This is a genomic window from Xanthocytophaga flava (assembly GCF_030068545.1).
Taxonomy (GTDB): domain Bacteria; phylum Bacteroidota; class Bacteroidia; order Cytophagales; family 172606-1; genus Xanthocytophaga; species Xanthocytophaga flava.
This window is the reverse complement of the sequence record NZ_JASJOR010000056.1, coordinates 1-22,920: the sequence shown is the minus strand read 5'-3', so window position 1 is coordinate 22,920 and position 22,920 is coordinate 1. Positions and strand designations below refer to the sequence as shown.

Genomic DNA, 22,920 nt, shown 5'->3' with positions numbered 1-22,920 from the left:
AAATTTCAATTATCGATATTTCGGTTGGACTGGCGTTGGGATAATGCTGACCTTTGTATCGCAAAATCGGTAAAAGCAGAAGATTAAAATCATAGCGCAAGGAAGTTGGAACCTTGTATGCCATGCATCTGAAATTACCTACTCTACCGACCCTTTGTATGCTAACCTTTTCCACAACAAACCAAACAAAACCATGGCATTAACTTTAACCTTACTCACCTCAAGACCAGACTGTGACAAAGTCCTTGACCAGCTCAGCGACCTGAAAAGCGATCTGGAGTTTAAGCAAATCTCCTTACAACCTTTTTTGTCCTCCTGAAAGGACCTCGTGGCAAGACCGGCGGCATTTCCGAGTGGAAAATATTCTTTCTCTCAGAAAGTAAACGCAACTCTATTTGTCACAAGATTCTTTCAGAAGGACAAAATGGGGGAAATCCTTTCAGATAGAAATAAGGAAAGATCCTTTCAGGAGAACAGGGGGACTTTTTTCTTTAGTTACAAACCTCTTTCCCAGAAAAGTTATGGAACAAGATAAGGGTTGGCCTTCTTCGTTCTTTGAAATAGGGATGCAGACCGTCAATGGATGGATTAATCTTACCATTAGGAGGTGGCCTGTGTGTAGGTATCAAAATCTACCACCTGTATGGCAGACTTTGTTTGTGCCATAGCACTCCAGATCCAGTTGTAATGATCAATGATCTGCTTTGCTGTCAGATGAGGTTTGTCTTCGGTAGTGTGAGCATTGGAGAGCACCGTTACAGGCAAGTCATTGACCAGGGCAGCTTTAACAGTGGCATCTACACAAAAATCCGTTGCACACCCTGTTACTACCAGTTCGGTAATAGTCAGATTGTCCAGTATCTGTTTGAGATCTGTCTTGTAAAAGGCATCATTGGCAGTTTTGGAAATAACCAGATCATCCGGATTGACAGGTAAGGCAGGCAAGATCTCCCACCCTTCCGTATGTGGAATATAACATCCTTCGCTGCTCCCATCATGTTGTATAAAAATAACCTTGTCACCCTTCATTCTGAACGCCTCTGCAAGCGTCTGGATACGGGTAATCACCGCCTCTCCCTCAAACATGGCATCCATAGAAACAAAGGATTCGTTTTGCATATCGATAATAAGAAGTACCCGCATGTATATAGAGTATTTTATCAGACAGCAAAATAGAGGTTTTTGGAGCATTACCCAAAGAGAAGTATGGGTAATAATTTTTGCATTGTCTTTTCGAAGCTGTAAAAGAACAGGTGAGTCCTAGGTGCTTACTTATATGCACAGAGGTTACTTTTACAAAGGTTAGCTTATAGATAGGTGCTAGTTGATGTGTTACAAAAAAGTATATGTATAAAAGAATTTTCAAGAAGATTTTTATAAGTATTGGAGTACTTCTAGGTCTGCTAGCTGGTTTTATTTGTTATGTGTGGGTATCTCGTCCTATAAGAGAGCGTAGAAGACATGAGCCAATAGTTGCTCCTGCACAACTTCGTTTAGCTATTGCGAACAATATAAGTCACCCGTTTATCAAAGCAGACACTATACTTATCCGTGAGAATACATGGACATTTTGTGGAAATAGCACGTCGGAAGAGCTGCCAGAAATCTTTCGGCCCCAGCTGACGGCTGATCTTCAGAAAAAACAAATATCGCGTAGACTTCAACACTGTGTATTAACTTATGGGGAATTTACCCAATGTAGACATATAAGAGATGTTCTGAAAGATGCAACTGAAGATATGATTATACACAAGATGGATTCTTTGTCTAAAGCATGGGATGTATACTACAAAGGTTTTTATAAAAACAAAGTGGAGATTACAATCAATGCAGAGGAGTTATCTCCGGAAGAAGTCAAAACCTACGAAACCTATGAATGGAATGGTCAGAAAGTATCTGTAGAGAAATATTTTAACTATGAGGATAAACATTGGGTTTTAGAGTAATACAACAGCATGTATAGCGACAAATAATCAGGTAACGACTCAATGCCCAATCACCTTGCTTTATATATACATCAAAATAGCTTCTACAACAATAAAGCAGGACAGCGTAAGTCTCTTTAAACGATCTTACACAGTCCTGCTTCGTTATTTCTGACAGGTTATGTGGTGATTAGTTCAGGTGAAGAAAGAATACGATAGATTGGCTGGCAAGTGCAGCTTCAATGACAATGGCCGGAACAGGCTTGGTGAAATGCAGACGGAAGCTGATGCCCATAAAATACGACTCCTGCTGGTACATGTGCGAGATCTGAAACCCCATTTCATGCAGAATATTCTGAATCTGAGGCACATACTTTGGATTGCAGTCCAGGCTGTTGTAATGTTCTTTTGTGTCTATTTTCATAGCGGTAACTGGTGGATAGAGGTTGAAAATTATACAAGCAACTATGTCTCCCTTTACCCTATATCCGGTTTGCGAGGCAAATGGTGGTAAGTATTCGTCGGTTGCAGCAAAGGTGTAGATGACCTATAGATTCTGGCAGACAAAAAAAAGTACAGAACAAGTAACATGTATTAACTTATGGTTAGTTTCGTTTAAAAGGAGTCTCAATACACTGGAACCAAACAAAGTTCAAATAATTTGTGTATCGGTAACAAAAAACGGGCATTTTATTGAAGTTAGTGAAGTGGGGCTATATCCATTTATACTTACTAGTTGCAAGTGGCCCCTTCCCAGCTTTCCAATCCCTTCTTAGCTGTTCAATTGACTTATTCTTATTCAGCTTCCACCAGGCCAGGTAGATATCTTTTAAGGTTTTCATATCACTATACTCCAGCGGTCTTAGTAATGGACTATTGTTTACATTCTTTACAATTACACCATACGTATAGATTCTATATGGTTCTACCTGAGTCTTCCAGGTAGAACTTTTCCTTACTACAATACTGTCTTTTGCCAGAATGAGTTCCACTAGGTAGGCGACATTAATACCACTATAGTTGTTACTACTGAAACTATTCACAGAAGATGACTCAGGATCTTGAAAACCAACAAAGGACTTTCTATCCGTATCAATCAAGTCTAGTAAACAAGGAATAGCACTCTTTCCTTTCGGATGAACTTCATAATATATATTCGTCTTCTCTGCATTCACAAAGATTAGGTTATACAGTTGTTTACAACTTGTTTGACCTTCTGTAACACTAACATGAAGAAATGCAAGTAGGATCAAGGATATTCTATACCTCATTGTTTCATATAGATTAATTCGTGTTTTACAAGATATGCACTCAAACAGCAAAGCCAACCTTATAGGCTGGCTTTGTTGAATTCTGTAAATGCAGAAGGTTATTTAATAAGAATCACATCATCAAGATAGAATCGTTCATCTTTTCCATCAGGTCCTTGAATACGCCAGCCTATCTGATTCCATTTGTCGGCAGTAGCCCACAGTCCTAATGTGTTTACAGGAAGCTTAAAATAAGTCCATACATTAGCAGGCACAGTAATCTTCGTATTGCTCTCAAAGCTTGCGAACCCTCCTTTACTAGCTGGAGTAGAAATATACAAATCGTAATCTGCAGACGCGCCTTTAATCCAGAAAGAAAGATATTTGTAATTATTATTGGCTAATTCATTCCAGCCAAATCCGAACTGATGCCAGTTACCAGCAGCAAAATCTTTATATACAGAAGCAGTTCCGGTCTTGAATATAGTAGTGCTAATCATGCCACTACTTCCCCAGGAAGCATCTTGATACCCATTGTTATAGCCATCTGTAAAGATCTTATAGGCGTTATCAACGGCCACAAACGACTGTGAAGTTTTAGCAGCACCCGCGGCATTCGTAATATCCAACGTAGTCTGAGTTAGCTCTGTTGCCGGAAACTTAAGAACCAATGTAGTAGGCGTTTTGGAAAGAATAGCTACTTCGGTCGTAGTACCACTAAATACTACCTTTGATACATCATCCAGATTTCTTCCTGTCAATGTAATCTCAGAACCATCACTAAAGTTATAATTTGAAACATCCGTAATGGTTGCAAAACCTAATACATTAAAAGGTACACGAAATTCCTTTCCTTTTTTGTTGGTAAGGATGATATTCTGCTCACCAGGAACAGCAGCAACAGGCACCCGAAAGAGTAACGCATTATCTGTATTGAAGTTAGGATTAAACTCTGCCTTTACATTCCCTTTTTCAAAAACAATAGTTTGAACATCCTCAATATCAGAGCCAGTTAATGTTAACAATGTATTAGATGCACCTTTCTCTGGTGTAACCTGTCCTACAGATGGATTTAACTCATCATCTTTCTTACAGGAAGACAACCAGACAGCAGCTATCAGTTGAAGTATTAAAATTTTGGATATATACCTTTTCATTATGATTCAGTAGTTGAAGCTATTTAATTTCTATAAACAAATACACTTGCTATTCAGCCTTACCAATACTGCATTATTGATAATAAGGTACAGCAGGTTCCAGCAACAAAGGATTAGATACCGTTTCGTTTTGAGGAATAGGTAAAAACAAACTGCTGAAACTAGCAGGAAGAGTAGCTTTAAAACTATTCAATCGTCTATTATCATCATAAAATCCCCGTTCTTGCTTTGCAACCATTTCACTAGCTTTTGCAAAGCCCTGACGCTGAATATCAAACCAGTAATCTCCTTCAAAAGCAAATTCAACTTTGCGTTCGTGTAGTAGTTCATCCAGTGTAATGCTAGTAACTGCAGGCAATCCGGCTCTTGTGTGAACTGCATTAAAGGCAGCTAGAGCTGCTGCATCGCTTGTAGTTCCGGAACCACCCATTGTTGCTTCTGCATAAATCAACAGTATATCAGCATAACGTAGTATGTAAGTTGGCATACTGCTATGTGCATCTGCACTGACAGGTTCTCCTTCCCGATTTGGGCCAACAATATACTTTTGAATATTAGAACGCGTTACGGTTTTAATTTTAAAGTTATCTGTTGGACCTGTAGTATCGTATACAAAGCCATTAGGAAAATTAGCATTTTTCCAGTCTGCCCGAAAAAATCCTTGTTCCATAACAGACCATCCTCTACGTCTATCATCAGATGCATACCCTGTAGCAGGATCAAGCATATCAATAGATGGCACTACAGAGGAATAGGCAGCAGTTGTATTGGTTGGAGCAGGACGTAATAAAGGAGCAGGTCCTGCATAGGTCATAAACCGGTTTGCACCATCCCACCCTGCAGCAGTAACCCATTGTAGAGAAAATAATGATTCAATATTACCTTTTGCGACAGAAGAAGAAGTAAACATAGCCTGGTAATCCGGATAGAGTCCCAGTTTAGAAGGATTAGCAGCAGCATAGTCTATTACCTCTTTCGCTTTTGTCTTTGCTTTCTCATAATCTTTCAAATACAGATAAATCTTAGCCATCATACCTGTTGCAGAGATCTTAGTAACTCTACCTGCTTGATAAGGTATTTCAGGGAGATTCGCTTCTGCAAATTCCAGATCTTCAATAGCAAATCGTAATACATCTTTCTGAAGATAACGAGGTACCAGGTTTTTCCCAGGGGATGTTAAATCCAAAGGATTCGGGACAATAGGAACATCACCGAAAGTTCTTCCTATATAAAAGTAAGCAAAAGCCCGAATGAACCTCGCTTCTGCAATACCCACTGTCAGAAATGGCTGATCCCCAATTTGACCTTTCTTAGATTCAAAGGTTTGAATTAAGACAGAAGCCCGCCCTGCTGCATCATAACAAGCATTCCAGGTAGAACCAATCAAACCATCTGTACTCTGGATATTAAAGTTATAGAAGGAGTTGTATTGTGTATTACCGGCAACACCCGATACAGTTCCACCCAAAACATCTCCAACAGAGGTAAATGCTTTATCGGACCAATCATTCCAGGCTCTGTTGTATAGTATTCCGGTTGCACCATATACCTGTTCAGCTGTATTATAATAGTTGTCTGTCGTTGGCTGTGTAGTAGATGGATGATCCAAAAACTGATCTTTGCATGAAGAAGATGCTATTAAGACAGTTGTTAAAAGAAGTATAATACGTTTCATATTGTCTTTACTGAGTAGATTAGAATTCAATGTTAGCACCAACAGTATAGGTTCTTGGCACAGGATAGCGCCCATTATCCACATTCATAAAAGTAGCTCGGTTATTAATCGCTCCAAGCTCAGGATCGTATCCTGAATACTTCGTAAATGTCTTTAAATTTTGGGCTGACACATAAATCCGAATATTGTTAGTCTTAATCTTATTGATTAAAATCTTGGGAAGATTATAACCTAATGTAACATTTTGTATTCTCAGATATGATCCATCTTCCACATAACGATCTGAAATCCGTACGTTATTTTCATGCCATTGATTATAACGAGGCATTGTTGCATCAGTATTCGTTGAGGTATACCGATCCATCACGGTAGTCAGCTGATTATTGTATTGGTTTCTCAAACCTTCTGTTTGTCTTCTGGAGTAATTAAATATCTTAGCCCCATAAGAAGAATAAACAAATATAGATAGGTCAAAACCTTTGTAACTTACTGTATTGGTCAAACCTAAAGTAAACTTTGGATTGGGATTCCCAATCTCTGTTACATCCTTGTCATCAATTTTCTTATCATTATTCAGATCTTTGAATCGAACATCTCCCAACCATTGCCCATCAGGTTTTACATCTAATCCCCAGTTTGTGCCATTGTTTAATTGTTCCATAGAAGTAAACAAGCCATCTGTAACAAATCCATAGAATGAACCTACCGGATATCCCTGTCTGGAAAGAGAAACTAATTTAGGAGAACCATCATATTCATTAAAATCACCTCTAATAACAGCATCTGGTGTATTTAGGAAATCCAGCTTATTCTTATAATGGCTAAAAACCAATGTTGTTTTCCAAGTAAAACCTGGCTTTCTGATATTATTTGAAGTAACACTAATGTCAATTCCTTTATTTGTCATTTGACCGTCATTGGCAATTGGTGTTTTAATATCACCAAAATCGCTGCCCAATCCCGAGTATAATCCTAGTTGAGTAGATAACAGCATATCAGTAGTTACCTTCTTGTACACATCTACACTGACATCCAAAATGTTATTAAATAATGTTGCGTCAATACCAGCATTATAGGTAACTACAGACTCCCAACTTAGATTAGGATTGGCTACGTTATCTGGAGAACTACCAGGACCAAATGGTCCTATTGTAATCAGGTTTACATTTGAGGTATAGGAATTAGCCCGTCCAACTTCCTGATTTCCAACAGCACCTGCTCCCAATCTCAACTTTAAATAATTTAACGTCTTTAAATTCTGAGCAAACTTTTCATTTGATATTGTCCAGGATGCAGATACCCCTGGAAAGTATCCCCAACGTTTGTTAGGTCCAAAAGTAGAAGAACCATCCCCTCTGATGGTAGCACTTATAGAATACCTATTATCAAATGAGTAGTTTAAACGGGCAAAATATGATTCCATACTCCACTCTCCTGCTCCAGCACCAATTTGTTCATTGGAATCATTACCACCTTGTCCTGCACCTAATGACGGCAAATTCAGTGTCAGATTCTGGCGGCTGGCATTAATGTAATCGTATTGAGAGGCCTGTGCTTCATGTCCCAGTGTTACATAAACTGTATGCTTTCCAAAAGACTTATTATAGTTCAGATAGTTCTTTACAGCCCAGAATAAACTATTTGTTCTTTGTTCTCTCAATTTACTGGGAGAAATAATATCTATTTTGAGGCTATCATTTGAAACCTTTGGTTGAAAAGCTTTATCACTGGATAAGTTAAAGTTGTAGTTGATTTCATTACGTAGTGTAAGACCTTCTAAAATTTTAACCTCAGCATATAATGCACCAAAAGCAGTAGTACCTATGTTTCTCACATCTCTGAACTTTGCCATTGCCACAGGATTAAAAGGATTTCCAAAAGTAGATGTTCCTATACGAGTTTGTCCAACATAACTTCCATATACATCTCGTACTGGTGAAGCTGGACTATTATATAGTACAGTACTGGTAACTGCATCAAACCCATCGGATAGACCAATTTTCTGATTGCTTCTATTCAAGTTTGCACTAAACCCAATCTTTAACCAACTTTTTATCTCATGATCAATATTGGCACGCAATGTATACCGATTAAATTTTGTCTCAATCAATGTTCCTATCTGATTAAAATAACTTCCGGAAACATAATAATTCGTTTTATTCTGCCCACCTGAAAAAGATAACTGATGGCTCTGTATTGCTCCCTGCTGGTAAATCTCATCTTGCCAGTCTGTACCTTTTCCTAACAAAGACGGATTGGCAAACTCTTGAATAATCTCTTGATTTCCGCCTGTAACTTCATTAATCTCTCCTACCAATGAATTCTGATATTCTGCAAACTCCCGTAAATTCATAACAGGAAGCTTTTTGGGTATTCTTTGTATACCATAATATGTATCATATGTAATTTTACCTTCTCCTGCCTTTCCTTTTTTAGTAGTAATTAATACAACACCGTTTGCAGCGCGAGAACCATAAATGGCCTGAGCAGAAGCGTCTTTAAGAATATCAATAGATTCAATATCATTTGGATTGATAGATGCAAGCACACTTTGATTAGTCTGACCGCTTCCTCCGCCTAAAAAGCTTTGATCCTGAGTGCTTACTGGATTTTGAAAAGGAACACCATCTATAACGTACAGAGGTTCATTACCATTAACAGAGGTAATACCTCTTACACGTACAGAGACACCACCTCCAGGCTGCCCACCGTTAGTGGTTACAGTAACACCTGAAAGTCTACCCTGAATTGCTTGGTCAACCCCTGCAACAGGAAGTGTTTTTAGCTCCTTCTGATCAATAGAAGAAATAGAAGTAGTGACGTCTGTTTTCTTAACAGCACCATACCCAATCACGACTACTTCATTCAGAGAGGTGATATCAGGCAAGAGCCGTACATCAATTTGCGAACGTCCGCCAATAACTATTTCTTCTGTGATCATCCCTATGGATGAGAAGGTTAGTGTTTTGGCGTCTGAAGGAACTGCGATGGAGTACTTCCCATTAGGGTCTGTTACTGTTCCGATGTTTGTACCTTTTACAACAACAGATACACCTGGCAATGTTTCATCTTTGTCTCCTGTTACCTTACCGCTAATAGTCACTTGTTGTGCAAACACACAGTGTGCCCATAACAGAAAGCAGAAGAAGGAAAACAAATGAGTAATTCTCTTTCTCATAAGGAATATTTATAATTAATATATTTTTGTTACAAATTTCTCCTTTCTTCTGCATATTATTATAGCACTATTTTATCCAACTATAACACAAAAAAGCATATTCGATTAACTACTTTCTTGATATAGTATCATCATAAAATAAATATAATACAATTTTTTCAATCAATTTCTAGATTTACAATTCATTTCTGACTTACCTAAACTAGTATAATCTTCTCAATAGCTATAGTTACTATACAACCTGAAATGCCACACACAACAAACTGACAATCAATATATATACAGTATAAAACTTACTATAACTTAGTAAACCTTGTAAAATACAGAGAACGAAAAAGTACTTAAAAAGATAAATCTGAAGCTTCCTTTAAAATTTCTCTCTCTGGTTATCATACAAAATTTACGACTGTATCTGTCACTTTCTATTTTAGTGTGTCAGGTTGACAAATTATAATACAAAAAAGACTTTAGAATGGAACAGCGCAAACGAAAAAAGCCTGTCAGGTATGACAGGCTTTTTAGCGTAGCAGACTTATGTCTCTAGTTTACTACCAATTAATATCCGGGATTCTGAGTAAGTCCCCAGGACTGCACTTCTGTTAATGGAATCGGCATAACAGGAATCGGATTGACAACACCTGTTTTGATACTACGGCTTTCAGCTCTGGTAGCCTCTGTCTGAGAATACTTGTTAGCCAAAGCAGTAAAGTAACGACCTGTTCTTACCAGATCATAATACCGTAAACCTTCCATTGCCAGCTCTACACGTCTTTCATGCAGAATAGCATCCAGCAAAGCAGTACCACTGGCAGTTACATCGGGCAGTCTTCCAGCAACAACAGGATACGGACGATAATCGGATGCACCAATTCCAGCAGATCCTTTCGGACGTGTACTAACCCGGGCACGGGCACGAACCTGATTGACTAAATCACGTGCAGTAGATTCTTGTCCCAGATGATAAGCAGCCTCAGCCTGCATCAACAGGATATCAGCATATCGGAACTTGATAATGTTTTTAGGACTGCTGCTGCTTGCACTTGGGGCAGTAGCCAGAAAGGCTTTTCTATTCAGATAACCTGTCTCATTTTGTCCAGGATAATCAATTTGCTGCAGTGTACCTACAACGGTATCATTGCTTGTATAAACTGTCACAGCCAGACGAGGATCATTGTCTTCAAATGCGTCTACCAGATTTTGTGTCGGATTGTTAAAACCCCATCCCCAGGTAGCACGGTTATTCTGAATCACATTGTTCCCTGTACCAGTCTTACCAGGTCCCCAATCATTATTTACATCTACAAACTGAAGCTCGAAAACAGATTCTGCATTATTTTCGTTTTCGATTTCAAACAGCATAGCATAATTCGACATCAGCTGATATTGTCCTGAAGTAATAACTTCATTTGTCAGCGTGTATACCTGCTGCCAGGTTATTCCATTGGTATTGTCAGTACCTAACTGATACATATAGGCTCTGGCCAGATAGGCTTTGGCAGCACCTTTGGTAGCACGTCCCCGGTTAGCTTCTGTGTAGGTACCTTTTTCAGGCAACCTGTTAATGGCTTCTTTCAAGTCACTTTCAATCTGCTGATATACTTCAGCTACAGAAGACCGGCTATATTTACCCCAGTCTGTCATAGGAATAAGTTCCGTTACCACAGGCACACCACCATATTTAGTTACCAAGTTAAAATAACTATATGCCCGCAGAAAGTAAGCCTCCCCCATCAGTCTGCTTTTCAGATCTTCTGTTATAACAGATTGAGGATCTCCTAAATAGGTAAGTACCTGATTTGCTCTGTAGATAGCCACATACATATTATTCCAGGTACTTGATTGCACAGGTGCATTGGTCAGTGTCTGCCAGGTTTCCATCTGTTTCAATTCCAGGTAATCGCCAGTAGTACTTCCTTTTTTGGAGTCATCAGATAACAAGTCACCATACATCCACTCATACGTATGACCAGAACCTGTCACACCACCCTCATCCCAGGAAATGGCATCATAGATCGCATTCACAGCTAATACAGCATTCGCATCATCTTTGTAAAAAGTCTCAGCAATCGGAGTTACCAGAGGCTCTTTATCCAGAAAACCTTCACATGCTGTTCCCAGTACGGCAACAACAGCAATAGGCAAAATATATTTTAAAGATTTCATAAGTATGTCAACAATAGATTAATGATAGTATCAGGAATACTCACTGATCCTGTTATTCACTGTTTTTAGAAAGTAAGGTTTATACCACCAATGAAAGTACGGGCCTGAGGATAAGTAGCCATATCTACACCTGAATAGAATGGGTTATTCCACAGGTCACTTACATCCGGGTCATATCCTCTGTACTTGGTAAATGTCAGCAGGTTATCAGCAGACACATACACTCTCAGCGATTTTACACCCAACTTCTTCAAACCAGCTTCCGGAATAGTATATCCTAACTGAATGTTACGCAGACGCAGATAGCTACCATTTTCTACATAACGGTCAGAGAAGTGAACCGGTGCATTCAAAGACATTCTAGGCTCGTTGCCACTTGGATTTTCAGGAGTCCAGCGATCCATCCGATCCTGGTAAGAGTTGAATACACCCGTCTGGTTGCTGGTAAATACAGCTAAACCATTTACAATCTCATTGCCATATGTACCCTGGAAGAAAAGTTTCAGATCGAAATTTTTATAGCTCATAAAGGCATTGAAACCATACGTAAAATCAGGAACAGCACTTCCCAGATACGTACGATCCAGATCATCAATAGAACCACTACCGTCAATATCCACATACTTAATATCTCCAGGCTTGGCATCAGGCTGAATCTGTTTTGTAGTTCCATTGGCACTTGTATGCACATAGCTATCAATTTCGCCCTGATTATGGAAGATACCATCTGTTTTTCTACCATAGAAAGAAGCAATCGTATTTCCTTTCTGGGTACGGGTAGTATTACCTAATGTGTTGATGTTTCCACCATCAATATAGTTGCCACCCATCTCAACAATTTTGTTACGAATAAAAGACATATTTACACCCAGATCGTATTTAAATTCATGCTCTCTGTTCACATAGTTCAGAGCCACTTCAAGACCTTTATTTTCCATGTCTCCCAAGTTCATAGCAGGAGCCAGATACCCTGTATAAGCAGGAACTGCAGGTGTTACAATCATATCAGAAGTCCGCTTGATAAAATAATCCAGTGTCAGGTTTACTTTATCGTTGAGGAAACCTGCATCGATACCAACATTGGTCATCTTCGAACGCTCCCATTTCAGGTTAGGATTACTCAATGTAGTCATTGCCCGACCGTCAACAGCGATGCCATTGAAAGAATAGCGTTGTTGTGTCTGGATTGTATTATAAATAGCGGTATTACTGATATTCTGGTTACCCACCTCTCCATATCCCACTCTCAACTTCAGATTAGATAACCAGTTCACATTCTGCAGGAAAGTTTCTTCTTTCATGTTCCATCCCAATGAGAAGGAAGGGAAGAATCCGGAACGGTTTGACTGAATAAAACGGGAAGTAGCGTCTCTACGTCCTGTCACTGTGATTAGATACTTTCCTTTGTATGTATAATTCACACGTCCAAAGAATGACAATAAGGTATTTCGTCCTACCGTAGAACCGGCAGAAAAAGTTGTTTGTCTGGCAGAACCTATATATAGCTGACTTGGATCATTTTGCATATCATACCCAGTTACAGAAGTTCCATTGCTCAGTGCAGATTGAGCTTCTGTACCTATAGAGGCATTAATGGTATGATCTCCTATTTCCTTATTATACATAAAGAAGTTTGACCATGTCCACTGCCAGCCTTGTGTCCGTTCTTCTACTAAATTACTTTGAGAGCGTTGTTCGTTTGGAGAGATATAAAACTGGGGAGAGTAGTTATCACTGATATTGTAAAACAATTCACCTCCAAAGTTAGATCTGAATTTCAGTCCACTCAACAGTTCAGCTTCTCCATACACCGTAGAAACAATACGATTCTGCTTGGAATTGCGGTTTTTTAACTCATTTGCTAATCGCAGTGGGTTGCTTCCGGTACTGAACTGAGTAGCCACACCATAATTATTGGTAGTCGGGTCCCAGGCAGGAGTAACTGGAGAAGCTACAATAGCAGTAGGTAGCACACCTGCATACTGATCAATCAGATAATTGGTAAAGTTGGAGTTGGTATAGGCAACACTCCATCCTGCATTGATACGTTTGTTAAAAGTATAGTCATTGTTTACTCGCAGCATCAATTTTTTCATCGCGGTATTAATGACTGTTCCATCCTGTCCAAACCACGTTCCGGATACGCCAAAACGAGACTTTTCAGAACCTCCTGTAACAGAGAAATTATAGTTCTGAATCAAGGCATTTTTACGGATAACCTCTTTCTGCCAGTCTGTACCTTTCAGATTTCTGTCAATGGCATCCTTTAACGTAGTATAGTTAGCAGCATTAAATTCTTCCGGATCTGTTACATCCTTGCCATCATTGGTATAAGCTTCCAGATACAATGTCGCATATTCCGCTGCATTGGTTAACTTTAATGTATGCCATGGATTCTGAATACCTGCATACATATTTACATTAACAGTTGGAGTACCCGCTTTCCCTTTTTTTGTAGTGATGATTACAACCCCATTGGCACCCCGGTTACCATAGATAGCTGTTGCCGAAGCATCTTTTAATACTTCCATATTCTCAATATCATTAGGAGATATGTAATCTATACTGGAAGTAGGATATCCATCTACTACATATAATGGACTACTGTCGCCAAAGCTACCAATACCACGGATACGAACTTTCGATGCAGCACCCGGAGCACCAGAATTAGGAGTAATCTGCACCCCAGCCACTTTACCCTGTAAAGCCTGGTTAACATCAACGGTAGCTACCTGAGTTATTTTCTGAGTTTCTACAGAAGCCACAGAACCTGTCAGATCACTTTTCTTTACCCCACCATATCCTACAACCACAATTTCATCCAGGCTGGTTACATCCGCCTGAAGTTTTACATCGATCTGCGTACGTCCATTGATAGCAATTTCCTGGGTTACCATCCCAATAAATGATACTACGAGAGTAGTTGCTCCATCCGGAACCCGAAGAGAATATTTTCCATTGGCATCTGTAACAGAACCGGTAGCAGTTCCTTTAATAGCTACAGATACTCCAGGCAAGGCACTGTTGTCCTCACCGGTAACAACACCTGTAATGGTTACCTGCTGCGCAAATACAGATTGCGTCCACAATAGTAAACTGAGAAAGGTGACTAAGTAAGCGATTTTCTTCATAATGACTGATTAAACAATTGATAAAGATGTTTACAAAAATGTGGTATATTAAACACAATTTTATAGCACAATTTTATCCAAAACTAACACAAAATCACACATCTTTCAGCCATCTTCTAATCACAGTACCACAATCAACTTACTATAATCCTATTATACCAACAACTATATACTTTATAGAGCAAGCACAAAAACGACAAATATTTCACAAATATTATAAAATCAATCATATTGTCATGTATATCCTCTCTCCTGTCGTATAAAATTATTTCAATTAAAATTTTTTAATAATAAATATATTATATACAATTAAAATACACTATATTATCCATCTTTACCATACACAAATAGTACTAAATTAACTTTATCGGAAATTCCACTAAATAGCAGTATGTTATTTGTCTGTGTGACAAATAAAACAAACATTCAGCATGCTAACGAGTAGACTATACAGAAGAGATAGTATATAGAATAGCTAGAAATAAAGGAGAAGAAGCCTTTAACAAAGAGACAACAACATAAGACTTAAGTGCAAGCCTGTCAGTATATTAGAGAACATAAACAACACAATAAAGAAACCTATAGTAAATATCCACCCATACAAAAGTAACACAGACTGACTGATGAAAGTCAGCAAAAGGGGGATAATAAAGGAAATAATAAGTACCAGAAGCAGTAAAATGGGTTATATAAATGCACGTGTACCAGAGAAATTCTCTCTGAATTTTTTAGGTGTGCAACCTTTCTGCTTTTTAAACAGGCGATTGAAGTAGGATAGATTATTGAATCCACACTTATACGATATTTCAGCAATGGATTGGGTACTGTCAATCAGCATACGACAGGCATATCCCAGGCGAATCTGATTCAGACTTTCGACAAATGTCTTACCTGTACGTTTTTTGATAAACCGGCAAAAAGATACTTCTGTCATACCCACCAGATCTGCCACCTCTTTCAACGTAATTTCACGTTCACAATTAACCTGCATGTATTCAAATGCCTTTCGGATACGACGGCTGTTATAGGAATGCTGCTCCTGCGCAAACGAACTGGTAGAAAGTGCCTGGATGTTTCTGGATATAGACAAATCATGTAGAATAGACATCAGTTCAAGTACCGAATCAAAGCCACTTTTACGAGTCAGATTAATCAAACGGTCTTTTATGGCCATGATGGTTTCTTTCGAGAAGGATATTCCCCGGCTGGACTGTTCCAGCATGTTTTTAATAAATACCAGCTGATTGCGTTGTAAAAATTTAGCATCCAGAAAGTCTCTGTGAAACTGAATGGTCACTTCATGTATCTGTTCACTTTTGCACTGATGCGTAAACCACGCATGAGGCAAATTACTTCCTACCAGTACCAGTTCATAGTCCCCTATCACTCCACTATGATCTCCTATTACCCGTTTGGCATTGGATGCATTCAATATCAGATTCAATTCAAACTCTTCATGGTAATGAAAGGGAAAGTTAAAATCTGTTTTAAATCGCTCAAAAATGGTAAAACAATCATAAGGAGTCAGAGGAGTAACCTCATGATAAAGGTGTATCATATGTCAAAAATGATAATATTGTATTATTAAGCAGACAATATATTTAATTAAAAACGCTCAAATATATCTAAAAAAAAACATATCATTATTAGAATAATCAAATAATATCATAGATAAGTAAGAAACAAAAACATACTACATTTTATCAGGGATAAGGTTAGTATAATTTTATGGAACAAAAAGATAATATTGTACTATACATGTCCTTTAAAAAGCAAATAGCTTTGTATCCGGTTACAACAAGAACTACTTCATTTAGCCTATTCAGTCTCAGGTATATGTTTTCACGATTATCACTTTACTTCTTTTTCATTGGCCTGACTGCCTATTGCCAGTCGATGCCAGTAGATTCTTTGTGCACTCCTGAAACACGTAATCTGTATACACACCTGCAGCAACTGGTACAAAAAGGAATCCTGTTTGGTCATCAGGATGACCTGGCCTATGGAGTCGGCTGGAGAGGCGTAGCAGGCAGGTCAGATGTGCAAAGTGTAACCGGACAATATCCGGCAGTGATGGGCTGGGACCTGGGTCACATCGAAACCGGAAAGACAGAAAACCTCGACAGTGTGCCTTTTCAGAAAATCCGTGAATACATTCGGTTTGCCTATAAAAAAGGCTGTATCAATACAGTCAGCTGGCATTTGAATAACCCTTATAATGGCAAAAGCTCCTGGGATGAAACTCCCACAATCAAATATATATTACCGGGCGGAGAATCACATGCTACATTTAAAAGCTGGCTGGTCATTGTGGCTGACTTTCTGAAAAGCTTAAAAACAGAAAACGGAACACCCATCCCTGTTATATTCAGACCTTACCATGAACATACAGGTAGCTGGTTCTGGTGGGGTAAAAAGGAATCAACCCCTGAAGAATACATTACCTTGTGGCGCTTTACCGAACGTTTTTTGCAGGAACAGGGTGTTCATAACGTTCTGTATGCGTATTCAAGTGCAGAATTCTCTTCAAAGGAAGATTTTCTGGAACGCTATCCGGGTGATACATACATTGATATTATTGGATTTGACACGTATCACCGGGATGCCCCCAAAGAGAATGCAAACTTTGTGGCTAATACACGAAGAATGCTTACCGACCTCACAGAAATCGGAAAGATCCACAATAAAGTATGTGCACTAACAGAGACAGGATTGGAAAGCCTTACAGAGAAGAACTGGTGGACAGCTATTGTATATCCTATGGTAAAAGACTATCCGTTATCGTATGTGCTGGTTTGGAGAAATGCCAATACAAAGCACCACTATGCTCCGTATCCGGGTCATGCCAATGCAACAGATTTTCAAACATTCTCTAAAATGCCTAAAGTTTTATTTGAAAAGAAAGTTGCACAGGAACAGGTATATAAATCCGGCACAGGCGCTAAACGAAAGTAAGAAGAGGCTACCTATCGTAAAGGCTACAAAATAGGCTTGTTGAGCGCTTTTATGCTATAGTAGACAAATCTCCAGGACAGTATACATCTTGTATTTTAAGAACCAGCAACCAGTTTATAAAAGGGATGATTAAGAAAAGTAGATTTAAGGAAGTATGTTATTGATCTGATTTTCGGATCAATAACATTTTTATTTTCGCAGTTATCTACGGTACTCAGATCAGGTAAAAGTGTCTGAACTATCTGAGTCATTAATCACAATCTGTTACACCTCGTTATTGCATGAAACTACAATCCATTGACATTCTTATTATCCTTATCTATCTGCTCGCTGTAGTAGTAATCGGGCTGGTATTGCGCAAAAAGGCGAAAGAAAATAAAGAAGAATACCTGCTGGGAGGCAATTCGTTGCCCTGGTATATGTTATGCCTCTCCAATGCTTCAGGTATGTTTGATATTTCAGGTACAATGTGGATGGTAGCGCTTGCCTTTGTTTATGGTCTCAAAAGTGTGTGGATACCCTGGCTGTGGCCTGTATTTAATCAGATCTTTCTTATGATGTACCTGTCTGTGTGGATACGCCGATCCGGAGTGTCTACAGGAGCAGAATGGATGATTACACGTTTTGGCAATGGAAAAGACTCCAAACTTTCTCATAGTGTGGTAGTAGCGTTTGCGTTGATTGCTGCCATGGGTTTTCTGGCCTATGGGTTTGTAGGATTAGGCAAATTTGTCGAGATATTTATTCCCTGGAATCTGGTAGCTCCCTATGTTCCGTTTGAAGTACCAACCGCCTATATTCCTCATTTCTATGGTATCATTTTAACATTGATTGCTGGATTCTATGCTATTTTAGGTGGAATGGCCAGTATTGTATGGGCGGATGTAATCCAATACTTTATTATGCTGGTAGTATCGGTTGTAATTGCGTATATCGCTATGCATAATCTCAGTATTCATCACTTAACAGTTCCCAATGGCTGGTATAGTCCGTTTTTTGGCTGGGATCTGGATCTGGACTGGTCAGGTATTTTGTCAGAAGTAAATGAAAAAATCAAAAGTGACGGCTATTCTCCCTTCAGCATTTTCTTCTCTCTGATGTTGTTTAAAGGAGTTCTAGCCAGTTTGGCCGGACCTACTCCAAACTATGACATGCAGAAAGTTTTGTCCACTAAAACTCCTCAGGAAGCAGCTAAGATGAGTGGGTTTGTGTCTATTGTATTACTCCCTATCCGTTATCTGATTATCATTGGCCTGACTGTGTTAGCGATTTTATTCTATGATCAACTAAATCTGAGATCAGCCAATGGTATTGACTTTGAGAAAATTCTGCCGTCTGCCATCAATAATTTTGTTCCGGTAGGTTTAATGGGTCTTTTGCTGGCAGGTTTGCTGGGAGCATTCAAGGGTTCTTTTGCAGGCACATTGAACGCGGCTCAGGCCTATACTGTGAATGATATATACTTAAAGTATATCAAACCGAATGCTACTAATCAGCAAATCAGTACCATGAACTATGCTACAGGGATATTCTTTATTATTCTGAGTATTATTCTGGGTCTGTTTGCCAAAGACGTAAACAGTGTATTACAGTGGATTGTATCTGCCTTATATGGTAGCTACATCGCAGCCAATGTACTCAAATGGCATTGGTGGCGATTCAACGGGTATGGTTTCTTCTGTGGGATGCTAACAGGTATGATTCCAGCGATGATCTTCCCACTTATTTTTGACACACTGGATCTGTATTATTTTCCTCTGCTATTGGCCATTTCCTTTGGTGGTTGTATTCTGGGAACTCTGCTTACTGAACCTACAGACACAGAAACGCTAAAGAAATTTTATAAAACAGTAAGACCCTGGGGATTCTGGAAACCTATCCACGAACTGGTAGTTCAGGAAGATCCCACCTTTGAAGCCAATAAAAACTTTACACTGGATGTATTTAATGTGGTAGTCGGCATTATTGCCCAGACGACCCTCACCATATGGCCTATGTATCTGGTACTGATGCAATGGATTCCACTTACCATTACAAGTGTAGTTCTAGCTATCTGTGCTGTGATCTTAAAGAAAACCTGGTGGGACAAATTACATACAGAAGAAATCAAAAAAACAGAGCAGACTACAAACAAGACCTCTGCCCTCATCTGAGAAGCATCCGCTCCGGTGACAGGTATGGTTTAGTATTTCAGTTTATAGTAAAGCACTTTATAGTAAAGCACGTATCACTATCTTATCAACGTTACCCATGACACTTCAATTTAAAGAACGACTCTCTCAACTAAAAGCGACATATGAGGAACTGATCTCGCGCCGGAACACGAAAATCGCTCCAGGCAATGGAATCTTTGATAAGTATGTACATCCGGTTCTTACGGGTCAGCATGCTCCCCTATTCTGGCGCTATGACCTGAATCCTGAAACCAATCCGTATCTGATGGAACGCATTGGCATCAATGCAGCCTTCAATGCCGGAGCCATGAAATGGAAGGATACATACATTATGGTGGCACGTGTAGAAGGCAATGACCGCAAATCATTCTTTGCCGTAGCAGAAAGTCCCAACGGCATCGATAACTTTCGGTTCTGGGATTATCCTATTGTGATGCCGGAAACCAGCGACCCGGATACAAATGTATATGACATGCGTCTTACCCAACACGAAGATGGATGGGTATATGGGTTGTTCTGTACCGAACGCAAAGATCCAAATGCACCCAAAGGGGATTTATCTTCTGCTGTGGCACAATGTGGTATTGCCCGCACAAAAGACCTGGTTCACTGGGAACGTCTGGCTGATCTGAAAACACCTTCTCCACAACAACGCAATGTGGTACTTCACCCTGAGTTTGTAGATGGAAAATATGCCTTCTATACCCGTCCTCAGGATGGATTTATCGATGCAGGTACCGGTGGTGGAATTGGTTTTGGTTTGGCACCATCCATAGAGAATGCGGTGATTGAAAAAGAATTTATTGTGGATGAACGCAGATACCATACCATCTATGAAGCAAAAAATGGTTTGGGTCCTGCTCCCATCAAAACTCAATACGGATGGCTCCATCTGGCACATGGGGTACGTAACACAGCAGCAGGATTGCGGTATACCTTGTATGTATTTATGACTGACCTTAATGACCTGACCAAAGTTATCTACAAACCTGCAGGTTATTTTATTGCTCCGGAAGGTGAAGAACGAATCGGGGATGTATCCAATGTTGCTTTCAGCAATGGATGGATTCTGGATGAGGATGGCACGGTATTTATTTATTATGGTTCGTCAGATACCCGTATGCATGTGGCTACGTCTACGCTGCCTCAGCTAATTGATTATGTAATCAACACTCCGGCAGACGGGCTTCGGTCAGCAGCGTCTGTAGAAGCACTGAATCATCTGATTGCTAAAAATAAAGCATTGAAGAGTGCAAGTGTTACTGAAGTGAATGGAGTAGCCTGATCCAAACGTTAAAATTGGTAGAAACATAAGTCATCCCCAATTTTGAGGAAAACAATATCTGATCCTTTAAAAAAGGAAAAAAAAGGAGTTACAGAGAGAGTTGGGAGAACTTTAAACGTGGAAGGTGGTGTAGGTGCGTTGGCAGTCTTTTCTCCGCGAGGTTGGCCTTTGGCCTGTGGGGGGAAGGATCGGAGAAAAGTGCCCTTTTTTTCAAACACACAAATCTGGCTCACCAAATTCTCATTTGGTGCCCCTATTTTTGGGCAAGCAAAAAAAGTAACAGGTGGTAGGAAGAGTGATGTAAGGGACAATAAACGAACTCAACCAAAAACATTGTTTAAAAGTTAATCAGAACCTATACTTCTTACAAAAACAAACACTCATCCAAAATTCGGGATGACTCATGTATTTCGCTTACACACAACAAACTATATAATGCAGACCCAATCTACTACTGTTATCGAATCGTATGCCAAAGAGCTTGAAAATGAATTATTTTCAATACTGGACTACTGGCGACGTTTCACTGTAGATGACATAAAAGATGGCTTTTACGGGCAAATTGACGAAGACAACAACGTCCACCCTACTGCCCCTAAAGGAAGTGTGCTGAATGCGAGAATACTATGGACCTTTTCAGCTGCCTACCAGTATACTCCCAATCCGGAATATCTGATCATTGCAGACAGAGCCTATCATTACATTCTGGATCACTTCATTGATCCGGTTTATGGGGGAGTGTACTGGTCTGTGGATTACGAAGGAAATCCGCTGGATACTAAAAAACAGATTTATGCTCTTTCCTTTACGATTTATGGATTGACAGAGTATTATAGGGCAACAGAGGAAAAAGCGGCTTTACATACAGCAATTGAGTTATTTGAACTCATTGAGAAATATAGTTACGATCCTGACAAAGGTGGGTATTTTGAGGCGTTTAACCGGGAATGGCAAACAACCGACGATCTGCGCCTGAGTGCAAAGGATGCCAATGAAAAGAAAACCATGAATACGCATTTACATATTCTGGAAGCTTATACAAACTTATACAGAGTCTGGAAAAATGAAGTATTGAAACGACAGATTTACAACCTATTAACCATCTTTACACATCATATCATTGATCCGGACACCAATCACCAGATTCTGTTTTTTGATGAAGACTGGAAAGCTAAATCGGATATTATCTCGTTTGGACATGATATTGAAGCGTCCTGGCTTTTAATGGAAGCCGCAGAATTACTGGATGATCATATGCTGTTAAATCTGGTTCGTGAAAAATCAATTGCCTTAGCTCGTTCTTCTGAAAAAGGCCTGGATACGGATGGCGGTATGTGGTACGAACTGGAAACACAATCGAATCACTGGATGTATGAGAAACACTGGTGGGTACAGGCAGAAGCCATGGTGGGCTTTTTCAAAGCATATCAGCTCACCAATGAATCACATTTTCTGGACAAATCACTGAATTGCTGGGAGTTTGTAAAAAAATATGGCATTGACCATACGTATGGGGAATGGTATTGGGCTATTATGGCAGATTATAGGACCATGGCCAATCAGGACAAAGCGGGTCTATGGAAGTGTCCTTATCATAATAGCAGAGCTTGTTTGGAGATTATACATACAGCGTCTTTGTATAAAGGGTTATGATATACACTCTGGTTTTTTCTTATTAAGTACATTCAGATTTTATTTCATCACTCTGTTTATAGGTTTTAGAGCTTCTTCTACCTCTGTTTTCTGAAATTCCCAATCATTATTCAACTTGCAGCATGGTACTTTTTTGCTTGTCAAAAAAAGTACCCCAAAAAGGACACCTCCAGCGATGCTTCCACCCACAAGGCCAAAGGCTAACCCTTATCTTGTCCCATATCTTTTCTGGAAACAAAGAAAGTTCCTGGCGCAAGCGTCCGCTCAATGCTGTCAACTTAAGAGTTAAGTATTGGGTTAAGTAAGTATGGAAACGAAAATACAAACCCTCTTTTCTACGGTTCATACTTTGCTAATGAGCCAACAGTTCAAGA

General features: G+C 39.4%; 14 protein-coding genes. 5 read left to right on the top strand and 9 right to left on the bottom strand.

Going from position 1 to position 22,920, the window contains the following annotated elements:
* Positions 1-600: 600 nt before the first annotated feature.
* Positions 601-1,143 carry a cysteine hydrolase family protein gene (locus QNI15_RS37760; protein ID WP_314037256.1) on the bottom strand — a complete coding sequence of 181 codons (543 nt, stop codon included), beginning with the start codon at positions 1,141-1,143 and terminating at the stop codon, positions 601-603.
* Positions 1,144-1,346: 203 nt separating this feature from the next.
* Here QNI15_RS37760 and QNI15_RS37755 point away from each other — a divergent pair, with 203 nt between their 5' ends.
* Positions 1,347-1,946, top strand: a complete 600-nt coding sequence (locus QNI15_RS37755) for a hypothetical protein (RefSeq protein ID WP_314037254.1) — start codon at positions 1,347-1,349, stop codon at positions 1,944-1,946.
* Between the two features lie 169 nt (positions 1,947-2,115).
* Here the strand turns inward: QNI15_RS37755 and QNI15_RS37750 are convergent, their stop codons facing one another.
* The 8 genes from QNI15_RS37750 to QNI15_RS37715 all read right to left on the bottom strand — a co-directional run bounded on the left by QNI15_RS37750 (position 2,116) and on the right by QNI15_RS37715 (position 16,037).
* On the bottom strand, positions 2,116-2,349 hold the full coding sequence (locus QNI15_RS37750) for a hypothetical protein (protein WP_313989024.1): 234 nt from the start codon (positions 2,347-2,349) through the stop codon (positions 2,116-2,118).
* 289 nt (positions 2,350-2,638) lie between these two features.
* Positions 2,639-3,100, bottom strand: a complete 462-nt coding sequence (locus QNI15_RS37745; protein ID WP_314037252.1) for a hypothetical protein — start codon at positions 3,098-3,100, stop codon at positions 2,639-2,641.
* Between the two features lie 194 nt (positions 3,101-3,294).
* Positions 3,295-4,332, bottom strand: coding sequence for an IPT/TIG domain-containing protein (locus QNI15_RS37740; protein ID WP_314037249.1), 1,038 nt, complete (start codon positions 4,330-4,332; stop codon positions 3,295-3,297).
* 73 nt (positions 4,333-4,405) lie between these two features.
* Entirely contained in the window at positions 4,406-6,007 is a 1,602-nt protein-coding gene (locus QNI15_RS37735) for a RagB/SusD family nutrient uptake outer membrane protein (protein WP_314037247.1), read from the bottom strand.
* A 19-nt stretch (positions 6,008-6,026) separates the two neighbouring features.
* Positions 6,027-9,185, bottom strand: a complete 3,159-nt coding sequence (locus QNI15_RS37730; RefSeq protein ID WP_314037245.1) for a SusC/RagA family TonB-linked outer membrane protein — start codon at positions 9,183-9,185, stop codon at positions 6,027-6,029.
* A gap of 555 nt (positions 9,186-9,740) precedes the next feature.
* A complete protein-coding gene (locus QNI15_RS37725) occupies positions 9,741-11,348 on the bottom strand; it encodes a RagB/SusD family nutrient uptake outer membrane protein (RefSeq protein WP_314037243.1) in 1,608 nt (535 codons plus the stop codon).
* A gap of 65 nt (positions 11,349-11,413) precedes the next feature.
* Positions 11,414-14,479: a SusC/RagA family TonB-linked outer membrane protein gene (locus tag QNI15_RS37720; protein ID WP_314037241.1), complete on the bottom strand. Its 3,066-nt coding sequence runs from the start codon at positions 14,477-14,479 to the stop codon at positions 11,414-11,416.
* 685 nt (positions 14,480-15,164) lie between these two features.
* Positions 15,165-16,037 (bottom strand): AraC family transcriptional regulator, encoded by an 873-nt coding sequence (locus tag QNI15_RS37715; RefSeq protein WP_313988277.1) that lies wholly within the window; start codon positions 16,035-16,037, stop codon positions 15,165-15,167.
* Positions 16,038-16,315: 278 nt separating this feature from the next.
* Between QNI15_RS37715 and QNI15_RS37710 the strand changes: the two genes are divergently transcribed.
* The 4 genes from QNI15_RS37710 (at position 16,316) to QNI15_RS37695 (ending at position 22,546) form a co-directional block, all read left to right on the top strand.
* Positions 16,316-17,434, top strand: a complete 1,119-nt coding sequence (locus QNI15_RS37710) for a glycoside hydrolase family 26 protein (protein ID WP_314037239.1) — start codon at positions 16,316-16,318, stop codon at positions 17,432-17,434.
* A gap of 281 nt (positions 17,435-17,715) precedes the next feature.
* Complete coding sequence (locus tag QNI15_RS37705; protein ID WP_314037237.1) at positions 17,716-19,587, top strand: sodium:solute symporter family protein; 1,872 nt, start codon at positions 17,716-17,718, stop codon at positions 19,585-19,587.
* Positions 19,588-19,684: 97 nt separating this feature from the next.
* Positions 19,685-20,893: a glycoside hydrolase family 130 protein gene (locus QNI15_RS37700; protein WP_314037235.1), complete on the top strand. Its 1,209-nt coding sequence runs from the start codon at positions 19,685-19,687 to the stop codon at positions 20,891-20,893.
* 435 nt (positions 20,894-21,328) lie between these two features.
* Complete coding sequence (locus QNI15_RS37695) at positions 21,329-22,546, top strand: AGE family epimerase/isomerase (RefSeq protein WP_314037233.1); 1,218 nt, start codon at positions 21,329-21,331, stop codon at positions 22,544-22,546.
* Positions 22,547-22,920 lie beyond the last annotated feature (374 nt).

Bases quoted from the DNA above. Each gene is read 5' to 3' on its own strand.
- QNI15_RS37735 (WP_314037247.1), bottom strand. From the start codon at position 6,007: ATGAAACGTATTATACTTCTTTTAACAACTGTCTTAATAGCATCTTCT.
- QNI15_RS37750 (WP_313989024.1), bottom strand. From the start codon at position 2,349: ATGAAAATAGACACAAAAGAACATTACAACAGCCTGGACTGCAATCCA.
- QNI15_RS37760 (WP_314037256.1), bottom strand. From the start codon at position 1,143: ATGCGGGTACTTCTTATTATCGATATGCAAAACGAATCCTTTGTTTCT.
- QNI15_RS37705 (WP_314037237.1), top strand. From the start codon at position 17,716: ATGAAACTACAATCCATTGACATTCTTATTATCCTTATCTATCTGCTC.
- QNI15_RS37700 (WP_314037235.1), top strand. From the start codon at position 19,685: ATGACACTTCAATTTAAAGAACGACTCTCTCAACTAAAAGCGACATAT.
- QNI15_RS37720 (WP_314037241.1), bottom strand. From the start codon at position 14,479: ATGAAGAAAATCGCTTACTTAGTCACCTTTCTCAGTTTACTATTGTGG.
- QNI15_RS37730 (WP_314037245.1), bottom strand. From the start codon at position 9,185: ATGAGAAAGAGAATTACTCATTTGTTTTCCTTCTTCTGCTTTCTGTTA.
- QNI15_RS37725 (WP_314037243.1), bottom strand. From the start codon at position 11,348: ATGAAATCTTTAAAATATATTTTGCCTATTGCTGTTGTTGCCGTACTG.
- QNI15_RS37695 (WP_314037233.1), top strand. From the start codon at position 21,329: ATGCAGACCCAATCTACTACTGTTATCGAATCGTATGCCAAAGAGCTT.
- QNI15_RS37755 (WP_314037254.1), top strand. From the start codon at position 1,347: ATGTATAAAAGAATTTTCAAGAAGATTTTTATAAGTATTGGAGTACTT.
- QNI15_RS37740 (WP_314037249.1), bottom strand. From the start codon at position 4,332: ATGAAAAGGTATATATCCAAAATTTTAATACTTCAACTGATAGCTGCT.
- QNI15_RS37715 (WP_313988277.1), bottom strand. From the start codon at position 16,037: ATGATACACCTTTATCATGAGGTTACTCCTCTGACTCCTTATGATTGT.
- QNI15_RS37710 (WP_314037239.1), top strand. From the start codon at position 16,316: ATGTTTTCACGATTATCACTTTACTTCTTTTTCATTGGCCTGACTGCC.